We start from the raw sequence: 15,987 nt of genomic DNA on the forward strand, positions 1-15,987 counted from the left end.
AAAAACTTTTAATCCGTTACTTTAATACTTGCCATTGCCAGTCGTCCGATAGATGGTGCTCCTACAAATTCAAGTTGTTTAGTATTGAATAAATTTGAGATATTAAAGTTAAAGGAAACTTTCTTATTTATTTGATAAGTAGCATTTAAATCGAAAGTTGTAAACCCACCAAGCGCACCATAATTAAAATTTTTCGGTGGTACCCGGGTTCCCTCTCCAGCCTCTGTACCTATCTGATTCCCGCTAAAAAAATCATATTTCTGAACCATTCTGGCTCCCAAATATAAATTAAGACGCTGTTTCCAGAGGTCTTTAATCGTCAGCTGTGCCATTCCTCTGTGATTTGGCGCATTGAGACTTTTTTCGTCAGGACTAATAACCCCATCTTTATTTGCATCGTTTTCCTCAAAATCTGCATTAATCCATGAATATTTTAAAGCCAACTGAATTGCAGGTGTGAAACTGAAGTTTACCCCTGCATCCAGACCATAGATTTTGGCACGTCCGTAATTAAAAAAAGTTAAAAAGGAAGCACCTTGCAGGGTGTCATTGCTAACAGTACCAGCGAAAATAGGGTTGTGATTAACTTTAATTGTATTCACTTCCAGTGCTCTTCCCCCAACTGGCAACGATGGAGTTATAAAATTTTTGCTAATACCATAATAGGCATTAGCATCAACCCAAAGTTTTTTAGAAGCTTGCCCTTTAAATCCGATTTCCCAGGTTCCAACTTCTTCCGCCTTTAAAGCTTCTGTAGATGTTATCGCTTCCGGATCGTTAACATTAGCATTGTTCGGGATGTACAAAATTCCCTTTCCTCCATTCCCAAAAAAGAAGCTTCTAATATTGGCATATTGATTTTGAATGGAAGGTAACACATACGCCTTAGCCCATCCCAGCCTTACACTTCCATTAGTAAAATCCTTCACTAAAGTAAATTTTGGAGCAAACAAATCTTTAAAATTATCGTTGTTATCATATCTGAAAGCTCCAATTACTCTTAATTTAGAGATTAAACTTTTTTCGAGCTGTATCACGGCACCAACCTGAGAAACCGAAATATCACCCGACTTACCTACCACCGTTGTTCCGTTATCTGTATTAGGACTAATATTCTCATAATCCAACCCTCCAACTAAAAACAAGCCGATATCTGGAAAGCTTGTATTATATTGAAAATCGGCATTAAACCTTCTGCTCCTTTCTCTAAAACTGGCTCCAGTTAATGCCAACGCTTCAGCTTCATCGGGAGGCAAGTAAAGACTTCCCTGCTGTGTTCTCGTCCAAAACGTTTGTGTGTAACTGGTAATACTGTAACTGCGTCCTAAACTACCCCATGTATTATAAACATTAGCGTAAAAGTGACGACTTCGTAATCTGGCCTGCAAAAAGCTGTATGTTACCCCTCTCATTTGATTTCGTCCGGACGTAACAACCTGCAAAAAATTATTTTTACTGGTACCTCCGGAAACAACAATTTCTGTTTTAGGATTAAGATTATAATACAGATGAGCTTCCCCTCTGATATGCCTGAAATTATAATCTACATTACGCTCAGGAATAGCTTTTGTTTGCCCTTGAACATAAACACTATCTGTGAAATTAAATTCCTGTCCGGTAGCATATTCGCCTGTAACTTTCCAGGCCCAGTTATTATCAATTTTTTGGGCATGCCTGAATCTTCCACTAAACTGATATTGTGTTCCTGCACTGAGAGAGACTGATGTTCCTGGAGTTTTGCGAGGATCTTTAGTGACACTATTAAAGACTCCGTTATGAGCATTCGGACCATACAAAGCCGTTTGCGGCCCCAGCACAACCTCCATCTGCTGGATATCGTCTATAATGGTAGACCCATTATTAAAAACAGATAACCCACCACTTAATGGTGAAGTGCTTATACGACCATCAACAATTTGCAGGACCTTATTGTTAAACGCACTGTTCAAACCTCTGGCGTTAAAGGTGGTCCCATCAACCCCATAACGGGTGAATTCCACCCCTTGAAGCGTACCAATAAGTTCACCAATATTCGAACCTGCAAATCGTTCAATATCCTTGGTTGCCAACACCTGGATGGAAGCCGCAGCACGTGTTATTTTTTCAGGACGCAAAAGTGATGTTACAACCACTTCTGATAGGGTATCGATAAGTATTTGCTTATTCTGACCTTCGTTTTGTGCAAAAATACCCTGTATTAAAAAGAATAGCGAAAGCCATAAAATAGTTGCATGTTTCATAGCACATGATTTTAGTAAAACTTAAATGACATCAACTACTTAGGGATTCTTTGCTTTCCGCGATTTGCTACTATCGCATATTATTTATATACTAATATTGTCTAAAATTTTATATGAGATTTATATGATAAAAAATAAACCCCAAACTGAACATTCAATGAAATTTATTCAAAACAATATTCAATTTGGGGCTAATCCTCATCCTTTATTTTAAGGATTACTAAAGATAATTATTTTTTCCATACGAAATACAGAACAAAATATTTTCACTTTAAAAATCAACAAGTTACACAAACATCATTCATGATATTTCTACAAAAATGGAGAGCATGAATTAAATGAATACTTATTTCAATTTTATTACTTTTCTTTAAGAGCGTTTTCATAAACATAATCACCCAATTCTTTACCTAAAGCTTCACCGACATCTACAGCCAGTCTAAAGTGATAACCGATATAAATACGTGATAAAGAATTTTCTCTTACTGCATCTGAAACTGAAGAAAAAGAACGAATAACACCTGGCATATAACCACTATCAAGGTTAAGCTCATAATTATCTCTGTCATCAAAAAATCGAATTATTACTTGTCCGGCGACAGAACCAGAAATGGCGTGTGCAGATGGATATTCTCCTAATGGTGGTGTGTTAAGTAGTGGTACCCATGACGGATCTGCTGTGGTTGCATCATTTCCATCATTATCTGCTAGTTGGATTGCTGTTATTGGTCTCCAGAAATAATGATACATTTTACTTTCGAAAATTGATATGTATGAATCGGCTATTGCACTATGCACTAAAGCCAGGTATCTGGCAGTTTTCCATGCATTTTGTGATTTTTCATTATAACTATCTCTCACAATTCTAGCAACAACATTCCAACCTCGACTGGAATTCTCCGCCCAGAACACCCCTAACTCAGTTTGGTCTGCCGAACGCACCTGACTGTTTAATGCGCCAAAATCTTTAGTTTCATTTAAATCTGCTGCATACTCAGGAGAGCTCGTTTCATAAGGCGGTTCTGATCTGAACATGTCGTTTGTTACCATAAAAAATGGTTTTAGCTTATGAAAATTCGCCAAGGCATATCCCATACCATTGGGAGCTAAAGGATATGGAAGATACCTATATTCTCCAGGCTGAGTCCCTTCTGCTGGTTGGTTTGGAACCCCAGGAGCCAGATTAGGTGTATCGCCAGCCCTTTTTGCCATAATTGCTTCCGCGACAGCATGCCCCAAAGCGATACCTTTATTTTTAGCTTCACCATCGGGAATACCATCTAATGTCTCTGCCAACAATGCATTGATACTTTGAAAATTTTGGGGAAGATACGCTGGTGCAAAAGGAAGTTGATTTATTGCCATAAGCACATCGTATGCGGCTTGAGATACAGCGGCATCGGGATTTGCATCTTTATCTCTTGGCACTCCAGCGTAGGTTTCGTAACGAGGCACTATACCGTTAAGGGCATCATGCATTGCCAGATGAACCAATGCCCAGGTATAGGAGGCTGACGGAGGTGGTGTTCCGGGTCCGTTTAAAGAAAAAGTATAAAGATCTTCCATTACCTGATTCCAGGCCAATACCGTGTTTGGTGAGGTATTTGCCGATTTCGACATCATCGCATTTTCTTCTTCAATTAGCTCTAAATCGTTGTTCTTAGAACAGGAGAAGTCTAATAACAGCATGGCTATTAGAAGAATGTATCCAGTTTTTATTTGCCTTGCATTTCGGGTCGCCACCCAAGTTGTTTTCATGATTCATTATTTTAAGTGTTAATTATGTTATTCAGTTTGTCCTGCCAGAATTGGAGCATTAGGTTTTGAATTATAGGCGTAATCTTTAATGGTCCACTCGTTACTGTTTTTGACATCGAATCTAGCCCAACCAAAATATATTTTACTATTTACCGAAAACTGTAACCCTACGTATTTGTCTTCTGTATTTTCCCAACTGTATTTACAATAAGTCGAAAACGTATCACAAAAATTCATTCCGACGTAACCTCCATAAGAATCGAAAAACGTAGGGAATTCAAGAACTTTAGAAATGACTTTACCTTGACCTAAAGGTATTATGTAAGATTCAAAAGGACCAGATACCGATACAAATGCATTATTTTTAAGTCTTTCAAAGGGTTCTGCTAAAAAACACCAAGAATCACGGATAGATGTAAAACTAAAATCAACAAAACCATCATTATTAATATCCAGATTATAAAAATCATCCGCTTTTACACTGGAGAAATCGGGTTCTATATCCTTATAGATAATAACTGATTCTTGTACATATGGAATATCATTACCATTATGAATTTCATCTTGAGTTTCAGATTCGTTCTCGACTATTGACTCTTTATCTATAATTTCCAAATCCTCAACATTAGCACAAGATGACATTAAAACATTAATAATAAGAACAACCACCACTGAAATATAACATCGAAAAATTGTCTTATATTGCCTAGCATATAGATTTGCCTTCCTAGTTTTTTTCATAAATTTCAATTTTAAATATTAATACTATTTTACTTTAGTCTAGCTAGAATTGGTTTATTGGATATTTCATTACATGGTAATTATTTAATATTCAATTTTTATATCCGGACTGTCGGTTTCCTCAACATTTGAATAAATTCCCAAATTACCATTAAATAAATGTGCGCTAATCAATGAATCGTGATCATCAAACATTATTTCTTCCCATGTTTCTGAATTTAGCCTTCTTAAAAAAACTTTAAATACACCACCTATTGGAATATATTGATAAATGTCTGGGATTAATATTTGAGCCCCCCATAGCAAGCCAGTACCATCCCATTTTTGATTGTTAAAAACGATAAAGTTTGATGGTGAAGGAAATTGCCCCACTATAACCGAACAGGTATCCTTCGCTATATATCCATTGGCTGCAATGCATGTAATTTCAATCTTGTACATCCCTTTCTCCAATTCATTTAATATCGTTGAGAGAGAATCTGGTGATACAAAATGGAAAGAATCAGGACCTGCAATTTTATCCCATCTATATTTTACAGGTGGATTGACAACTTGATAGGAAGCCCAGCCGTTTAATCTGCAAGAATTATTCGGGAGAAAAACAAGCTTATCTGTCCCAGCTCCTATTTTAATTTCTACAAAATCTGTTGAAGTTTCATTATTATTTAAATGATCATTTTCATTATTTAAATGATCATTACCATTGACTAAAGAATCATTAGTAATTCCTTCAAATGTATTAATTCCTTCAAATGTATCTTCATTATTAGTACAAGAGGAAAACACTACTATAAATAAAAGTACTTTTAAAATTTTCATGGCTAGTTGTCTTTTAATTGATTTACACTAAAAAATATTATTAAATTTAGGATATACTTGAAAGTAAAATCTGCATTGGCGATATAAAGCGACTTTAGGTAGACAGAAACTTAATTAGTATCGACAAATTTATTTTCCAGCTGTTTATCCTGCTTCTGTAACATAAAAAGATCAGCTGAAGTGATAAAAATTAACCTTCATTAATATCAATACATTTGAAAGGAAAGATAAATATCTGAGTCGATGAAAGAATTTATATCCTTAATTGGAATAACGGACTTATCTGGGTCCGAATGTGGTTATAAGACAGTCTACTCCCTATTGTATAATGGGTTAACGAATCTCCAATTTGCTTATGATTATTTTTCCTGTTTTTGTTGAAATCGTATACAATGTTTCATTGTAATTAAAAATATATTCTATGTGAACATCTATTGTAGCATTATACCATATGTCCCCAGAGGGATCATAGATTTCTATAGTTGATTGGTTACCTTGGTGCTGTCCTTCTGACTTATGCTTAGCTATAACTATAATCTTATTGTCGTATGCTATTGCTTGTCCATTAATACTTGGCTGACTCAGGCAGGTATATGAGGAGATACCTGAATTAAGATCTTTTATTTCTACTAAATTGCTTAAATAAAATAAATCCGGATTTTCAGTATAACCTCCCGCCAAATACATTTTCCCATCAACCGCAATTCCTGATAATTGTGATTTATTCTCATACATCTCTTCAACAGACCAAACACCGGTACTATTGTCATAAATCAAAATCTTATCGCGATTCTCATAACCACCTGCAAAATAAGCCTTATCACCATAAACTAACGCAATATGCCCATCTGATTTCCCCTGACTTAATTTAGCTGTTGTCCATTCATTTGTAAGTAGGCTATACATTTCAGCAGTTCCCTTTCTTTCGTTAGCTGTACTAGAATTATCTATTCCCCCTACAAATAGAACCTTATCTCCAACAGCCGCAGCAGCCATGCCCGAACCTTCCGTATTTAAATGCCCTGAACTGACAGTATCTGTGTTAATATCATAAATGTCTATGTCATCTACTGCCGAATACGCCCAACCATCAAAAACAGAAACAAGACCACCAGCAAAAAACACTTTATTTCCTGCAGCTATAGCAGTTATATTTGATCGAGCAGTTCCCAATTCTATGATTGATGACGTTTCTGTTAAAACATCATATATATCTACTTTTTTAGAATCCGGATGTCTACCACCAGCAATAAAAATCTTACTACCTAACGTAGTAATGGCCACATATTCTCTTGCCTTACCCAGCTCTCCAATTTCAAGCAATTTTATATCTATCGGTACCCTTTTTATGTCACCACAATACTCAGGCTCTTTTATCACCACCTTGATAGTGTCTTTATAAATCTTAAAAGAAGTATCTTGAACAGTTATTTCAAACAGATAAGTTCCCATTACTAAATGATAAATATCTGTTTTGGATGATTTTTCAGATATTATTGTGTAATATGGTGGCCCGGCAATCTTTCTCCAAGTATAATCAAATACTCCTAATGAATCGAATGACTTCAGTCCATCCAGAATAAGATGATTATTAGGATAATACAAAACAATACTATCCCCAGCAAATACTGTTGGAAACTGACCTTCAATAATTGGTAAAGGTTGTTCCTGTTCCTGTTCCTGTTCCTGTTCCTGTTCCTGTTCCTGTTCTTGTTCTTGCTCTTCTGATTCGTCCTTCTGTTCCTGTAAAATGATTAGTTCAGGTAATTCGTATTTATCACAGGCTTGAAAACAAAGTAAGGCTGCAAATAAAAAGGAGGCTCCAAAAAGAAAATTTCTTTTTAAAAATGTGTTTAGCGCTTTCATAATTTTAAACTTTAGAGGTTAATTATATATTTTAAAACCAGCTTTTCTTTAACATTATAATGTGTTTTAGAGAGGAAGAATACATTATAATTTAAGTCTGATTTTTGCGCTATTAACTAATGGTACTTTGCTATCTAATAAAAGGCCATAAAAACCTTGAACATCTTACCTTAACAACAATTTATTTAGACACTAAATTTCAACAAGTTACATTCAAAAAATATTATTAAATTTAGGATATACTTGAAAGGAAAATCTGTATTAGCGATATAAAGCGACTTTAGGTAGACAGAAACTTAATTAGTATCGACAAATTTGTTTGGTAGCTGCTTAACTTGTATCTGTCTACGTAGATGATGTTTATGTAGCGGTAAAATTTCAGCTATTTCTAATAGTTATACATTTGAATATAAATACGAATAACCATGTCTATAAAGGAATTTATATTATCAGATAACAAATGGCATCGTCTGGGACGACATCTGTTCTTTTGGTTTTTATGGGGTGGTTATTTCACAATGACCCGCTACCTGAATCCTATTGCATACCAAATGACTGGTCATTTTCCTAATTTTTGGAAGACTTCCATTGAAACCTTCTTTTTTCTTTTCCCTCAAATGTTTTTGGTCTATCCGGCCCTATATTTTATACTTCCTAAATTTGTATTTACCCAAAAGTATATTCTTGCCTTTTTCTGGTTTATCGTTTTCTATTTTGTAGCCATGACGGTTAACGCAGTCTATCTTATTTATGTTCCGTGGGCTAAAATAATCTGGGTTCCCAATGCAAATTTATTCTTAACCACCTCCACATTTACAGAAAAATTATTTTATGCGTATTTGGGAAGTATACTAGGTTCGATTACGGCTCTCTCAATATCCTCCAGTTTTAAATTGTTTAAACATTATTATTTAAAATCCATTCGAAACGAACAATTACAAAAGGAAAATTCGGATGCCCAATTACGCCTTCTTCTGGCACAGGTCCAACCGCATTTTATGTTTAACACCTTAAATAACATTTATTCTCAGGCGCAGGAAGAATCACCAAAAAGTGCCAAAATGATTTTAGAGTTATCTCATATTCTGCGTTACGTTTTAGATGAAGGCAAGAAAAAAAGAGTACCATTGGAAAATGAACTGGAAATGATTGTTGATTACCTGAATCTGGAAAAAATAAGGTACGATAACAAACTTGATTTACATTTTGTGTTTCCCTCGAACACCGACGATATTACAATTGCTCCACTTATTTTATTGCCTTTAGTTGAAAACTGCTTCAAACACGGAGCCAGCAAAATGATTAATAATCCGTGGATTAATATAAAATCTGAACTTACCGATAACAAATTCAGTATTAAATTGATGAATGGAAAAATAAATGAAAACACTCATGAAAAGTCAAGAAAAGGAACAGGCATTGAAAATATTAGGAGACGATTAAACCTAATCTACCCTCACAAACACATATTTGAGATTAAAGATGATGATGAAACTTTTATTGTTAACCTCCAGATTGTATTAGACCATCAAATTTCAGAAGATTAAAACATTCACATAACGACATGAAGCAAAATGAAACAGTCTGAATTTAAAAAACCAAGATGCCTCATCGTAGACGACGAACCTCTTGCCAGAGATGTTTTACGTCGGTATTTTGCAAAATTACCTGTATTAGATTTAGTTGGCGAATGTAATAATGCAATCGATGCTTTTATGTTTCTTCAATCGAACGAGATCGATATTCTGTTTTTAGATATTAGAATGCCAGAATTATTAGGCACCGAGTTGGTGCGTTCTATCAAAAACACTCCAAAAATCATCTTTACAACAGCCTACAAAGAATATGCTTTAGATGGATTTGAACTGGATGCTGTTGATTATTTATTGAAACCCATAAAATTCGATCGATTTTTAAAAGCGGTTAACAAAGCTTTACCCGATTACGAAAATGTTTTGAACCCTAATGAACCACAGGAATTAGAACGAAAATCTGGTATAGATTCTATTTACCTTCGTATCGACAGAAAACAGGTTCGCGTTGTCTTAGATGATATTCTTTACATTGAAAGTGATAAAGATTATATAAAAATATTCACATCGGATAAAATGCATTTGTGCCGGCAAACCATATCGGCTATCGAGGCTATGATTGACAAAAATGAATTTGTTCGCATTCACAGATCTTTCATTGTTCCAGTAAACAAAATAAAGTCATATACTCACGAATTGGTTGAAATTGATAAAAAGGAATTGCCCATTGGAAAATTTTACTTAAATCATTTTTTAAAAATAGTCAATTCAGAATCTCACTAATATTGCTATAATTTTCATAATTTGGGTTCTTGTAAGCTTCTCAATATGAAATATCTATTAAAAACACTCGTATTTTTACTTTTTACTTCCATTCAAATTCATGCTCAAAAATTCACAAAAGAGGTAAAAGCCTTCATCTCGGTAGACACAAGCTTAGTAGCTATAACCAACGTTAAACTTATTGATGGAACGGGAGGCGATATTAAAAATAATCAAACCATTATTATTAAAGACAATAAAATAGAACGTGTTGGTAATTCAAATACTTTAAAAATTCCTAAAAATGCATTGATAATTGATGGCACAGGAAAAACAGTAATACCTGGTTTGGTTATGTTACACGAACATTTATTCTATACTAAATTCTTCGAAAACTGGTTTAGCGTTGGGCAATCCACTTTTACTTTTCCGCGTCTATATCTTGCCGGAGGGGTAACTACCATGCGAACGGCCGGAAGCATTCAACCACAAAGCGACCTCAACGTAAAACAATGGATTTTAGAAGGTAAAATGACGGGGCCAAAAATGGATGTTACCAGCCCGTTTATAGAACGCGAAGGTGTTCCTATTGCCGAATTAGGCTATATAAAAAACACAACTGAAGTTTCAGAAATTGTAGACTTCTGGTCAAAACGCGGTGTCACCTCATTCAAACTTTATAATAACATTACAAAAGAAGATGTGAAAGTTTGCGTGACCGAAGCCCACAAACGCGCATTAAAAGTTACCGGACATTTATGTTCAGTAACCTATGAAGAAGCTTCGAACCTTGGTATTGATAATTTGGAACACGGCTTTCGAGTGGCCACAGATTTTGAAGTTAACAAAGAGGAAAACATTTGCGATCCTTTTGAATCCAGACAGGCCTTTGACAGCGAACCTATTGACAGTCCTAAAATAAACCACCTTATTGAGGTGCTTATTAAAAACGGTACAACCATTACAACCACACCAAATGTTTTTGAACCTTACACCAACCGCGAACTTATTCCTGGTGGCGGCGAACGCGCGGTAACTCCGGAAGTTTTAAAAGATGTTAAGGCTATTTACGACCGAAGAGTAAATAAAGATTCTATTCAAATCGCGTCATATTATAAAAACTTGATCTGGTTAAAACGATTTTATAATTCAGGCGGAAAATTAGTCGCGGGAACCGACCCTACTGGCGCAGGAAGAACCGTCGCCGGTTACGCCAATCAGCATACACTTGAATTATTGGTAGAAGGCGGATTTCCTTTAGTTGACGTAATAAAAATTTGCACGCTCAATGGTGCTAAATATTTAAACCAGGATGAGACTATTGGTACAATTGAAAAAGGAAAAACTGCCGACCTCATTTTAATTAATGGAGATTTAGAAAGTGATATCAAACAGATTAGAAACACGGAAATTGTCTTCAAAGATGGTATCGGTTTTAATTCAAAAAAACTTTTCGAATCTGTTGATGGGCAAGTTGGTCGCAACTAGGTTTCGTGCTTAGTTATATTTTTTTAAATTAGCTGAACACTAATCCTTTACTATGCGTCTATCTCTCATTTTTAAACCTGCTGTCTTATTTTTAACAATTTTATGTATCTCAAATAGTTTTGCTCAGGAAGAAGAAATAAAGGAAGGGTTTAAAGAGGAACAATTAACCTTTTCCAATGGCGATAGTAGATACGCCAGTTACAACAAAGAAGGTACTAAAATTATCTTCGAATCGAATCGTGACGGCATCTGGCAAATATATTCTATGAATATTGATGGAGGGGCTCAAAAACGGGTTATGACGACACAATCCAACGACCGACGACCAAAATGGCATCCTTCAAAAAACATGATTCTATTTGAATCAGACCGAACCGGAACCAGTGAAATTTACAGTTATGATTTTGACTCTGGTAAAATCGATAAGTTTCCTATCAACCTTAGTGGTAATAAATACTATGCCAATTTCGCTCCCAATGGCATGGAACTTATGTTTTCATATTCCGAAAGAGCCGATATTTTCGATATTTACGCCTGCTCTACAAAAGGCAAACGATTAAAGAAAGTGGTGAGCAATAAATTCAAAAATGTGTATCCTAACTTAACATCACGAGGCGATGTACTCATCTACTTTTCTAACAAAAACACACAAGGTGAAAGTAATGTTATTTACAGCCAGCATTTGTTTACCAAGGACAAAAACCGTTTAACTTATTTAAAAGATGAAAGCACATACCCCGACTGGTCTAACACCAATGGGAGTCGCCGTATTGTCTATTCTGCAAAAGTTGACGACATGAAACACTCCGAAATTTTTATCATGAGAGACGACGGAACCCACAAAATACAAATCACGTATAATGATGTCGAAGACATGCAACCTTGCTGGTCTCCAAACGATATTAATTTATTGATTTCAGGCTTCAGACAAGGAAACTACCAAATTTGTAAAGTCCTTTTAAAGGAGCCTTTAAACCCCGACCAAAAACCTTTAGATTAATTCTTTGTTTTCACTTTTCCTGAAAACAAATTCACATTTGAAGTAAATGGATTTCCTGATGCACGTCGCAACATTACCACTTGTCCGCAATGCCAAACCGCATCTTCAATGGGACCGTTAATGATATTCCAAAATGGTACTTCAGTATTAGCCAAATCGAAAGTTCCTTGATTATTTTTTAGAGCATCGGAAACTAATTTTAAATTCATTAGCGTTTGTTTTCGCTTCAATTCGAAAGACAACTCGTTTTTGTTGTCATCTTTATTTTCAGCAAGAACACTATTTCTAATAAACTTCGATAAGCCATAAATATGCTCAATCGTTTCACCCGAAGTCCTGGAATCAGGGCCTATTTTATAGGCTAAATCTTCCAATCTTAATCCTTCGGTTGCCCAGTAATATCTAAAACCTAAACCATCAATCATTCTTGCTGCAGCCGTTGCTGGCGTATACACTTCAGGAGCTTCAGGTATTTCATAATACGGTAAATCGTTTTGAGTCTGAGCAAAACAAACCATTGAAAAAAGCATTATAATTATATATCTCATAATTTTATTTTATTCCATATTTATCGAACAAATATACTAAAGCTGTCATAGTTGCAGCACCTAATTCCAGTTCGCGTTTATTAATCGCATCAAAAGTATCATTACTGGCATGGTGGTGATCGAAATAACGTTGTGAATCCGGATGCAAACCAGCCAACACATTTTTATCTGTTTTTAACGGCCCGACATCGGCTCCGCTGCCTTCCTTTTCAAAATAGTGAATTAAATACGGTTTAAACAGCTCTTTCCAACTTAACACCTTATTAAAATTAGCTTCATCACAATCAAACCTAAAGCCTCGAGGTGTAAAACCTCCGGAGTCACTTTCTAAAGCAAACACATGATTTTCTCCTTTTTGTTTTGCCACATCGGCATATTTATTAGCTCCGCGTAAACCATTTTCTTCATTCATAAATAAAACCACACGAATACTTCGCTTAGGTTTTATTCCTGCTTTTTTCAGTAATCTTAAAACCTCCATAGATTGTACGACTCCTGCCCCATCATCATGAGAACCATCTCCTAAATCCCACGAATCCAAATGCCCACCTACAACCATATATTCATTTGGAAATTCACTACCGGTAATTTCCCCAATAACATTATAAGATTGTACATCGTTTAACTGTTTACAGCTAGTTTTAAAATATAGTTTTACATCCTTACTTAATTTTAACATCGTGCTAAGCGTTTCAGCATCGTTGGTACTGATAGCTACCGAAGGAATACGTTGCGCTACAGGTAAATCGTCATAAGTCATGCTGCCGGTATGTGGTAAATCATCTAATCTTAAATTCATAGACCGAACCACAACACCTACCGCTCCATATTTTGCTGCTTCAACTGCCCCTTTGTACCGCTGATTAACACAACCACCATAAGCCTGAAATGTATTAATTAAATCGGCCTGCATTGGACGATTATAAAACACTATCTTTCCTTCTATTTGCTCTTTTCCTAAAGCTTCTAATTCTTCAAAATTATGAACTTCAACAAGCTGAGCTTTAATCCCTAAAGGTGATGTTGCTACTGATCCTCCTAGAGCACAAATATTAACGGTGCTGGTCTTCCCCGGAACTGTTTCAATGTATGCATATTCTTTGGCTCCTCTTATCCATTTTGGGACCATAACAGGCTGTAACCAAACCTTGCTTAACCCTAACTGCTCTAACTCTTCTTTGGTGTACTGAACCGCTCGTTCAGCTCCTAATGATCCTGATAAACGACTTCCAATCTGATTGGATAAATAATTTAACCAATTGTAACTTTCTCCCTCGGTTAATGAACTTGTATAAATAGTTTTTAAAACTTCATCATCAGTTTGGGCATGAGATTTAAAAACTATTGATGCAATAATTAATAAACACAAAAGGGTTAGGTTCTTCATATATTCGTTTTTATTTATTTGAAAAATAATTCAATTCTATTATAATGTAAATGCCTATATAAATAAAACTACTCGTTATTGAGTTGCTCTTTATATTTCTCCAGATGTTTCTTTATTTCATCATCCAACTCCGGTTCTTCAATATCTTTATATTCTTTTAAGGTATCATACATAATTTTAGCAACGAGATAACGTGCTGACTCCTTATCATCAGCCGGAATAGCATACCAGGGAGCATGGGGTTTCGATGTTCTGTTTATGGCATCTTCGTAACATTCCTGATAAAGATCCCACTCCTCACGCTCTTTTAAATCTCCGGGCGAGAACTTCCAGTTTTTTTCCTGTTTTTCCAGGCGTCTTAACAATCGGCTTTTCTGTTCTTTCTTAGAAAGGTTTAAAAAGAATTTAAAAATGATGGTTCCGTTTTCAGAAATGTGCTGTTCAAATTCATTGATTTGCTGAAAACGCCTATCCCAAAATTCATTATTCACATCCTCAACTTTTGTAATGGTTGGTAGATTTTCTCCTAAAATATATTCCGGATGCACGCGTGTTACCAGTACATTTTCGTAATGGGTTCGGTTAAAAATTCCGAATTTACCACGTGAAGGAAGTGCAATATAGTGTCTCCATAAATAATCGTGTTTCAATTCTAAATCGGTTGGTACTTTAAAACTATGAACAATAATACCGCGTGTATTAAAATCTCTAAACACCTCGCGTATTAAACTGTCTTTACCGGCCGTATCCATCCCCTGCAAACACACAAGAACAGCATATTTACCATGAGCGTACATGGTATCCTGTATTTTCCCCAGCTTTTTTCGAACCTGTTTCAATTCCTTTTTAGCGTCATCAATAACAACTTTAGTTTCTAATTCCTTTAGGGTAATATTTGAAGTTACTTTGTATTTTTCCATAGTCAAAGAAGTAAGTAAATGTTAAATTCTGAGGTTTTTAATTAAAGTTTTAAATATAGTAAATTCTACAATTTCGATGAAAAACACCGAAAAGTACAATGTTTTTGGTATTTTCGTCTTACCTATTTATGTTATAACCCCAAATTATATGAAAAATTTTTACTACCTCTTTTGTTTAATTAGCACCTTAAGCATACATGCACAAAACAAATGCGACAATGCCAATGCTTATCTGGTAAGTGCTTATTCCCATGTAAAATCGTCTTACGAAGCTAATAATATAAGTCACTTAAAATACTCTGCACACCGATCGTTAGAGTCTATAAATCTTGCTAAAAAGACCTTGGCAGACTGCAATTGCACCAAAGCTTTAGAACAAGCCAATAAAGCTTTAGAAGTTTTAGCCAAAGTTGACGACCAGCCTACTTATGAAGACGGTAGATACTTTGTAAAACGAGCAAAAGAATTCTGCCAGCAAAGTGTTATTGAAATGGATAAATGTGCAACATCTTCATACAGCATGCCTGAAGTTATTGAAGAGGATGTAGCCGATGCCTCAGATAGTAATGATTTAGCCAGCCTAAAAAATGAACAGGCCGCTTTACTTGCACAGCAGGAAGCACTTAAACGTAAGGAAGCTGAGATTAAAAAGCAATTAGCCGCACAAAAAGAAAAAGAGCTGCTACTTAAAAAGCAACAGCTCGTTGTGTCTTATGAAAAGATGATTGACTTAAATATTAAAACCTACAACGAAACTTTAAAAAGCTGTAATTGCGGGCATCAAAACATCTCAAAATCCAGTTCAGGAAATACTTCTGAAATGACTACTGAAGCATTAAAAGTTTATTACACGAATCAACTAAAAACATTAGCTTCGGCTTATTTAGCTGAATTAGACTCGTGTAAATTATAAACCTATTTTGAAA

General features: G+C 35.3%; 13 protein-coding genes. 5 read left to right on the forward strand and 8 right to left on the reverse strand.

Annotated elements, in window-relative coordinates; genetic code table 11:
* Positions 1–8 precede the first annotated feature (8 nt).
* The 5 genes from R1X58_RS00475 to R1X58_RS00495 all read right to left on the reverse strand — a co-directional run bounded on the left by R1X58_RS00475 (position 9) and on the right by R1X58_RS00495 (position 7,424).
* Positions 9–2,240, reverse strand: a complete 2,232-nt coding sequence (locus R1X58_RS00475) for a TonB-dependent receptor plug domain-containing protein (protein ID WP_240571083.1) — start codon at positions 2,238–2,240, stop codon at positions 9–11.
* A 360-nt stretch (positions 2,241–2,600) separates the two neighbouring features.
* Positions 2,601–3,998, reverse strand: coding sequence for a vanadium-dependent haloperoxidase (locus R1X58_RS00480; protein WP_240571084.1), 1,398 nt, complete (start codon positions 3,996–3,998; stop codon positions 2,601–2,603).
* Positions 3,999–4,025: 27 nt separating this feature from the next.
* The gene (locus tag R1X58_RS00485; RefSeq protein WP_240571086.1) at positions 4,026–4,739 is read right to left on the reverse strand and encodes a hypothetical protein; all 714 of its coding nucleotides are present in this window, start codon (positions 4,737–4,739) and stop codon (positions 4,026–4,028) included.
* Positions 4,740–4,823: 84 nt separating this feature from the next.
* Positions 4,824–5,558 (reverse strand): PKD domain-containing protein, encoded by a 735-nt coding sequence (locus tag R1X58_RS00490; protein WP_240571089.1) that lies wholly within the window; start codon positions 5,556–5,558, stop codon positions 4,824–4,826.
* Positions 5,559–5,891: 333 nt separating this feature from the next.
* The gene (locus R1X58_RS00495) at positions 5,892–7,424 is read right to left on the reverse strand and encodes a Kelch repeat-containing protein (protein WP_240571092.1); all 1,533 of its coding nucleotides are present in this window, start codon (positions 7,422–7,424) and stop codon (positions 5,892–5,894) included.
* 425 nt (positions 7,425–7,849) lie between these two features.
* On the opposite strand from R1X58_RS00495, the gene R1X58_RS00500 reads away from it, so the two are divergent.
* From R1X58_RS00500 to R1X58_RS00515, 4 genes are read left to right on the forward strand one after another with little or no spacing between them, the layout of a single operon-like run.
* Entirely contained in the window at positions 7,850–8,971 is a 1,122-nt protein-coding gene (locus R1X58_RS00500; RefSeq protein ID WP_240571094.1) for a sensor histidine kinase, read from the forward strand.
* Positions 8,972–8,998: 27 nt separating this feature from the next.
* A complete protein-coding gene (locus R1X58_RS00505) occupies positions 8,999–9,739 on the forward strand; it encodes a LytR/AlgR family response regulator transcription factor (protein WP_240571099.1) in 741 nt (246 codons plus the stop codon).
* A 45-nt stretch (positions 9,740–9,784) separates the two neighbouring features.
* Entirely contained in the window at positions 9,785–11,206 is a 1,422-nt protein-coding gene (locus R1X58_RS00510; RefSeq protein ID WP_240571102.1) for an amidohydrolase family protein, read from the forward strand.
* A 52-nt stretch (positions 11,207–11,258) separates the two neighbouring features.
* Positions 11,259–12,206, forward strand: a complete 948-nt coding sequence (locus tag R1X58_RS00515; RefSeq protein ID WP_240571105.1) for a TolB family protein — start codon at positions 11,259–11,261, stop codon at positions 12,204–12,206.
* Here the strand turns inward: R1X58_RS00515 and R1X58_RS00520 are convergent.
* The 3 genes from R1X58_RS00520 to R1X58_RS00530 all read right to left on the reverse strand — a co-directional run bounded on the left by R1X58_RS00520 (position 12,203) and on the right by R1X58_RS00530 (position 15,061).
* Positions 12,203–12,754, reverse strand: coding sequence for a hypothetical protein (locus R1X58_RS00520; RefSeq protein WP_240571108.1), 552 nt, complete (start codon positions 12,752–12,754; stop codon positions 12,203–12,205). The genes R1X58_RS00515 and R1X58_RS00520 overlap by 4 nt on opposite strands.
* A 4-nt stretch (positions 12,755–12,758) precedes the next feature.
* Entirely contained in the window at positions 12,759–14,141 is a 1,383-nt protein-coding gene (locus tag R1X58_RS00525; RefSeq protein WP_240571111.1) for a M20/M25/M40 family metallo-hydrolase, read from the reverse strand.
* 68 nt (positions 14,142–14,209) lie between these two features.
* The gene (locus R1X58_RS00530) at positions 14,210–15,061 is read right to left on the reverse strand and encodes a PPK2 family polyphosphate kinase (protein ID WP_240571113.1); all 852 of its coding nucleotides are present in this window, start codon (positions 15,059–15,061) and stop codon (positions 14,210–14,212) included.
* Positions 15,062–15,209: 148 nt separating this feature from the next.
* On the opposite strand from R1X58_RS00530, the gene R1X58_RS00535 reads away from it, so the two are divergent.
* Positions 15,210–15,974, forward strand: coding sequence for a hypothetical protein (locus R1X58_RS00535; RefSeq protein WP_240571115.1), 765 nt, complete (start codon positions 15,210–15,212; stop codon positions 15,972–15,974).
* Positions 15,975–15,987: the final 13 nt, after the last annotated feature.

The organism is Aestuariibaculum lutulentum, assembly GCF_032926325.1.
GTDB lineage: Bacteria > Bacteroidota > Bacteroidia > Flavobacteriales > Flavobacteriaceae > Aestuariibaculum > Aestuariibaculum lutulentum.